Origin of the sequence: Micromonospora sp. NPDC005707 (genome assembly GCF_040631005.1) — a bacterium.
Classification (GTDB): Bacteria; Actinomycetota; Actinomycetes; order Mycobacteriales; family Micromonosporaceae; genus Micromonospora.
The window spans coordinates 1-6,894 of the sequence record NZ_JBEXYR010000037.1 but is presented as its reverse complement, the minus strand read 5'-3'; the positions used below and the strand labels follow the sequence as shown (position 1 = coordinate 6,894).

The 6,894-nt window shown below is 75.1% G+C and carries 2 protein-coding genes; both read left to right on the top strand.

Going from position 1 to position 6,894, the window contains the following annotated elements; all coding sequences use genetic code 11:
- Positions 1-57 precede the first annotated feature (57 nt).
- Positions 58-5,997 (top strand): SDR family NAD(P)-dependent oxidoreductase, encoded by a 5,940-nt coding sequence (locus ABZ452_RS32310; protein ID WP_357951223.1) that lies wholly within the window; start codon positions 58-60, stop codon positions 5,995-5,997.
- Between the two features lie 12 nt (positions 5,998-6,009).
- Positions 6,010-6,894: beta-ketoacyl synthase N-terminal-like domain-containing protein (locus tag ABZ452_RS32305; RefSeq protein ID WP_357951220.1), on the top strand; the 885-nt coding region annotated here is incomplete at its 3' end.

The window sequence follows — 6,894 nt, the reverse complement described above, 5'->3', positions numbered from 1 at the left end:
ACCCACGGCCTCCCCGCCACCGCCCTCGCCTGGGGCTACTGGCACCAAACCACCGGCATGACCGACCACCTCACCACCACCGACCAACACCGGCTTGCACGCACCGGACTCCTCCCCATGCCCACCGACCACGCCCACGCCCTACTCGACGCCGCCCTGGCGTCGGGGCAGCCGGCGGCCGTACCGATGCGGCTGGACCTCGTCGCCCTGCGCGGCGGGACGGTCCCGGCGTTGCTGCGCGGCCTGGTCCGGCCGGCCGCCCCACGGGCGGCGGCCGGCGCGGCCACCGACTCCGGGCTCACCGGCCGGCTCGCGGCGCTGGACGACGCGGGGCGCCGGGAGATGCTGCTCGGCGTGGTCCGCGGTCAGGTCGCCGCGGTCCTCGGGCACGGCGTCCCGGAGACGATCGACCCGCAGCGGGCGTTCAAGGAGTTGGGCTTCGACTCGCTCACCGCCGTCGAGCTGCGCAACCGGCTCAACGCCGCCACCGGGCTGCGGCTGCCGGCCACGCTGATCTTCGACCACCCGACCGCGTACGCCCTGGCGGGCGAGCTGCTGGCCCGGCTGCTGCCCGACCAGGCGGCGACCGGCCACGCCCCGCTGCCGGCGGCGCGACCGGTCGACGAGCCGGTCGCCATCGTCGGGATGGCCTGCCGGTTCCCCGGTGAGGTACGCGATCCGCAAGAACTCTGGCGGCTGCTGGTGGAGCGCGGGGATGCCATGTCGGACTTCCCCACCAACCGCGGCTGGGACCTGGACGGCCTGTACGACCCGGACCCCGACCACGCCGGCACCGTCTACACCCGCGTCGCCGGTTTCCTGCACGGGGCGGACCGCTTCGACGCCGAGTTCTTCGGCATCAGCCCCCGGGAGGCCCTGGCCACCGACCCGCAGCAGCGGCTGCTGCTGGAGACCGCGTGGGAGGCCCTGGAGCGCGCCGGCATCGACCCGACGTCGCTGAAGACCACGCCGACGGGTGTCTTCACCGGTGTCATGTACAACGACTACGCCAGCCGGCTGCATAAGCACACACCGGAGGGCTACGAGGGGTACCTCGGCAACGGCAGCGCGCCCAGTGTCGCCTCCGGGCGGCTGGCGTACACGCTGGGCCTGGAGGGGCCGGCGATCACCGTGGACACGGCCTGCTCGTCGTCGCTGGTCGCCACCCACCTGGCCATCCAGGCGCTCCGCAACGGCGAGTGCACGCTCGCGCTGGCCGGTGGCGTCAGCGTGATGGCGACCCCGCACTCGCTGCTGGAGTTCAGCCGGCAGCGGGGGCTCGCGCCGGACGGGCACTGCAAGCCCTTCGCCGACGGTGCGGACGGCACGGCCCTCTCCGAGGGCGCCGGCCTGCTGCTGCTCGAACGGCTCTCCGACGCCCGCCGCCACGGCCACCCGGTGCTCGCGGTGATCCGCGGATCGGCGGTCAACCAGGACGGCGCCAGCAACGGGTTGACCGCCCCCAACGGGCCGTCGCAGCAGCGGGTCATCCGCCAGGCGCTGGCCAACGCCGGCCTCACCCCCACCGACGTCGACGCCGTCGAAGCCCACGGCACGGGTACGACCCTCGGTGATCCCATCGAGGCCCAGGCCCTGCTGGCCACGTACGGGCAGGACCGCGACGAGCCGTTGTGGCTCGGGTCGATCAAGTCGAACATCGGCCACACCCAGGCCGCCGCCGGCGTCGCCGGGATCATCAAGATGGTCCTGGCGCTGCGGCACCGGCTGCTCCCGCCGAGCCTGCACGCCGACACGCCCAGCAGCCACGTCGACTGGGACGCGGGCGAGGTCGCCCTGCTGGCCGAGGCGCAGCCGTGGCCGGCTCGCGCGGACCGGCCGCGCCGGGCCGGCGTCTCCTCGTTCGGCATCAGCGGCACCAACGCCCACCTCATCCTGGAGGAGGCGCCCGCCGAGGGGGCGCGTCCGCCGGCCGCCGCGCCGGCATCCGGCCCGCTGCCGTGGCTGCTGTCGGCGAAGACGCCGGCCGCGCTGCGCGCCCAGGCCGCCCGGCTGGCCGCGCACCTCGACGAACACCCCGAGCTGGAACCGGCCACCATCGCGCACGCCCTCGCCACCACCCGGGCCACGTTCACCCACCGGGCGGCGATCGTCCCGCCGCCCGGCAGACCCGACAACGAGCCGCACACCGCCGCCGACCTCATCGCCGCGTTGCGCGCCCTGGCCACCGGCGCCTCCCACACCGGTCTGGTCCGGACGCCCGCCGAGGAGCAGCAGCAGACCGGCGCGGGGAAGGTGGCGTTCCTGTTCACCGGCCAGGGTGCCCAGCACCCGGGCATGACCGCCGACCTGTACGCCCGTTTCCCGGTCTACGCCGCCGCCCTCGACGAGGTCTGCGCCGCCCTCGATCCGCACCTGGACCACCCGCTGCGGGAGGTCATGTGCGGCGAGCACACCGACCTGCTCGGACAGACCCGCTACACCCAGCCGGCCCTGTTCGCGGCGGAGACCGCCATGGTCCGGCTCCTCGACAGCTTCGGCGTCCGACCGGACCACCTCATCGGGCACTCCATCGGCGAACTCACCGCGGCGCACATCGCCGGCGTCCTCGACCTTGACCACGCCGCACGCCTCGTCGCCACCCGGGCCCGACTCATGCATCACATGCCACGCGGGGCCATGCTCGCCGTCACCGCACCCCTGGACCGCATCCAACCGATCCTCAACACTCACCCCGACGTGAGCCTGGCCGGGCACAACAGCCCCACCTCACTCGTCCTCGCCGGCAACACCGACACCATCGACACCCTCGCCGCCCAGCTGACCGAGCAGGGAGTGCGAGCGCGGAAGCTGCACGTCGCCCACGCCTTCCACTCGGCCCACACCGACCCGATCCTCGACGACTTCCGGGAAGCAGCCGCGCAGATCACCTACCGGCCGGCGGCGCTGCCCATCGTGTCCAACCTGACCGGACAGCTCGCCACCGACGAACAACTGTCCGACCCCGACTACTGGACCCGCCACATCCGCGAAACCGTCGACTACAACGCCGGCACCAGAACCCTGCACGACCTGGGCGTCACCCACTACATCGAAGTCGGACCCGACGCGACGCTGAGCACCCTCACCCAGGAAACCGTCACCGGCATCACCGCCATCGCCACCCAGCAGCGCAAACAGGACGGCACCACAACGCTGCTCACCGCCCTGGCCACCGCCCACACCACCGGCGTCGACGTGGACTGGGCACCCCTGCTCCCCAGCGGACCCGCACCCACCGTCCCGCTGCCCACCTACGCCTTCCAGGAGCAGCGGTACTGGCTGCACGCCGACGCCGCCGTCGGTGAGGCGGAGGACCTCGGTCTCAGCAGCGCCGGGCATCCCCTCCTCGGCGCCGCCATCGAACTCCCCCACGACCAGGGGCACCTCTTCACCGCCCAGCTCTCCGCCGCGGCGCACCCGTGGATCGGGGACCACACCGTCGGCGGCGCGCACCTGCTGCCCGGCACGGCGTTCGTGGACATCGCCCTGCACGCCGGCGCGCACACCGGGCACCCGTACCTGCACGAGCTGACCATCGAGGCGCCGCTGGCGCTCGACGGCGGCACCCCCGTACGGCTCCAGGTCGAGGTCGGCGCCGCGGACGACGCCGGGTTGCGGCCGCTGACCGTACGCTCCCGCGCCGCGCGCACCGAGGGTGACTGGACCCGGCACGCCACCGGCACGCTGAGCGCGGTCGCGCCCGCGCCGGCCACCCCCGAACCGGCCTGGCCGCCGGCCGGCGCCGTCGAGGTCGACGTGGACGGCCTCTACGCCGACCTGGCGGCCTCCGGCCTCAACTACGGGCCGGTGTTCCAGGGCGTGCAGCGGGCCTGGCGCGCCGGGAACACCATCCACGCCGAGCTGAGCCTGCCGGAGGGCATCGACACCGGCGGGTACGGCGTCCACCCGGCGCTGCTGGACGCGGCACTGCACACCATGGCCTTCCTCGACCCGGTGGACGGTGTCCGCGCCTGGCTGCCGTTCTCCTGGGCGGGCGCCGCGCTGCACGCCCCGGCGGGCGGCTCGCTGCGGATCCGGCTGAGCCGCACCGGTCCGGAGCGCGTCAGCCTCGACGCCGTCGACGGGGCCGGCACACCGGTGCTCACCGTCACCTCGCTGGCCGTCCGGCCGCTCCCCGCCGACCTGGCCGGCACCGCGCGACCGGCGCCGGTGTACCTGCTGGACTGGGTGCCACTGGCCGATCCGGCCCCGGCGGCCGGCACGTACCCGACGGTCGGCCCGGCGGCCCTGGAAGCGGCGCTCGCCGACGGGACCATGCCCACCGGCACGGTGCTGCTGCGGCCGGACCCGGTCGACGGCGACGTGCCCGCCGGAACGCACCGGACGGTGGAGCAGGTGCTCGCGGCGGTGCGCGGCTGGCTCGACGCCGGCGACGGCACCGGCCGGCTGGTGGTGCTCACCCGCGGCGCGGTCGCCGTCGGGGACGGCGACGACGTACCCGACCTGCCCGGCGCGGCGCTCTGGGGCCTGGTCCGGGCGGCACAGAGCGAGCACCCGGACCGGCTGCTCCTGCTCGACCACGACGACGACCCGCGTACCCTCGCCGCCCTGCCCGCGGTGGTCGACGCCGCGGTCGCCGACGGCGAGCCACAGCTCGCGGTGCGGGGCGGCGTGGCCGCGGTGCCGCGGCTGGTGCGCGGCCCGGCGGCCGACGCCCCGCCGGTCACGCTCGACCCGGCCGGCACGGTGCTGGTCACCGGCGGCACGGGCACCCTCGGCGGGCTGCTCGCCGGTCACCTGGTCGGCCGGTACGGGGTGCGGCGGCTGCTGCTGGCCAGCCGGCGCGGCCCGGACGCCCCCGGCGTCGTGGACCTCATCGCGCGGCTGGCCGCCCTGGGCGCGGAGGTCGAGGTGACCGCCTGCGACCTCGGCGACCCGGCGGCGGTCCGCGCCCTGGTCACCGGGGTCGATCCCCGGCACCCGCTGACCGCGGTGTTCCATACCGCCGGGGTGGTCGACGACGCGACGCTGCACACGCTGACCCCGGAACGGCTCCATGCCGTGCTCACGCCGAAGGTGGACGCGGCCTGGCAACTGCACCAGGCCACCAGGGACCTGCCGCTGGCCGCGTTCGTGCTCTACTCGTCGGCGGCGGGCATCCTCGGCGGCGCCGGCCAGGCCAACTACGCCGCCGCCAACACGTTCCTCGACGCGCTGGCCGGGCACCGGCGGGCCCGGGGCCTGCCCGGCACCGCCGTCGCCTGGGGCCTCTGGGCGGAGTCCAGCGGCATGACCGGCGGGCTGGACGACGCGGACCGGGCCCGAATGGCCCGCGCCGGCATCCGCCCGCTGGACAGCGCCGCCGCGCTGGCCGCGCTGGACGTGGCGCTGGCGCAGGACCACGCCGTGGTCGTACCCGTCGGGTTGGACCTGCGTGGCCTGCGCGGCCCGGACGTGCCGGCGGTGCTCCGGGGTCTGGTCCGCACGCCGGCACGGCGTCCGGCCGCCGTGGCCGCGACGCCCGCCGCGGCCGGCCAACTGGCCGCGCTGCCCGGCCCGCAGCGCGACCGGTTCCTGCTGGATCTGGTACGCCAGCAGGTGGCCGGGGTGCTCGGACACGCCACCCCGGCGACGGTGCAGTTGCGGCGCGGCTTCATCGAGATGGGCTTCGACTCGCTGACCGCGGTCGAGCTGCGCAACCGGCTCAACGCGGCCACCGGGCTGCAACTGCCCACCACGCTGGTCTTCGACCACCCGACGCCGATCGCGCTGGTCGACCACCTCAAGGCGGAGCTGGCGCCGGACCCGGCGGCGGTGTTCGCGCCACTGCTGACCGAACTCGACCGGTTGGCCACCGCCGCCGACGAGCTACCCACCGGGTCCGACCACCACCGGGACGTGGTCGCCCGGCTCCAGGACCTGCTCGGCCGGCTCACCGGCACGCCGCCGCAGGCGACGGACGGCGGATCCGCCGGCACCGACCTGGACGCCGCGACCGACGACGAGATCTTCAGCCTCATCGACAACGGGCTTTAGGGGTTTGACACCATGAGCAACGAAGCCAAGCTGCGCGAATACCTGAAGCGGGCCACCGCCGAGCTGCAGCAGACGCGGCAGCGTCTGGTCGATGTGGAGGCGGTGGCGCGGGAGCCGATCGCGGTGGTGGGGATGGCCTGCCGGTTGCCCGGTGGGGTGCGGTCACCGGAGGAGTTGTGGCGGCTGCTGGCCGACGGCCGGGACGCGATCTCCGGGTTCCCCACCGACCGGGGCTGGGACGTCGAGGCGTTGTACGACCCGGACCCGGACGCGGCCGGGCACACGTACGTCCGCGAGGGCGGGTTCCTGCACGACGCGACCCTGTTCGACCCGACCCCGTTCGGGCTCAACCCGCGCGAGGCCCTGGCGGCGGACCCGCAGCAGCGGCTGCTGCTGGAGACGGCGTGGGAGGCGTTCGAGCGAGCCGGCCTCGACCCCACCGGCGTCCGCGGCAGCGCCACCGGTGTCTTCGTGGGCGTCATGTACGACGACTACGCGTCCCGGCTGGAGCACGCCCCGCCGGCCGGCTTCGAGGGGCTGATCGGCAGCGGCAGCGCGCCGAGCATCGCCTCCGGGCGGGTCGCGTACACGTTCGGCCTCGAAGGTCCGGCGATCACCGTGGACACCGCCTGCTCCTCCTCCCTGGTCTCCGTGCACCTGGCCGCGCAGTCACTGCGCAAGGGCGAGTGCGAGATGGCCCTCGCCGGTGGCGCGACCGTGATGGCGACGCCGAAGGCCTTCACCCAGTTCAGCCGGCAGCGGGCGCTGTCACCCACCGGCCGGTGCCGGGCATTCGCCGACTCCGCCGACGGCACCGTCTGGGGCGAAGGCGTCGGGCTGCTCCTGCTCACCCGACTGTCCTACGCCCACGAACACCACCTACCCATCCACGCCCTC

Coding starts and splice junctions, on each gene's coding strand:
- ABZ452_RS32310 (WP_357951223.1), top strand. CDS start 58: ATGACCGACCACCTCACCACCACCGACCAACACCGGCTTGCACGCACC.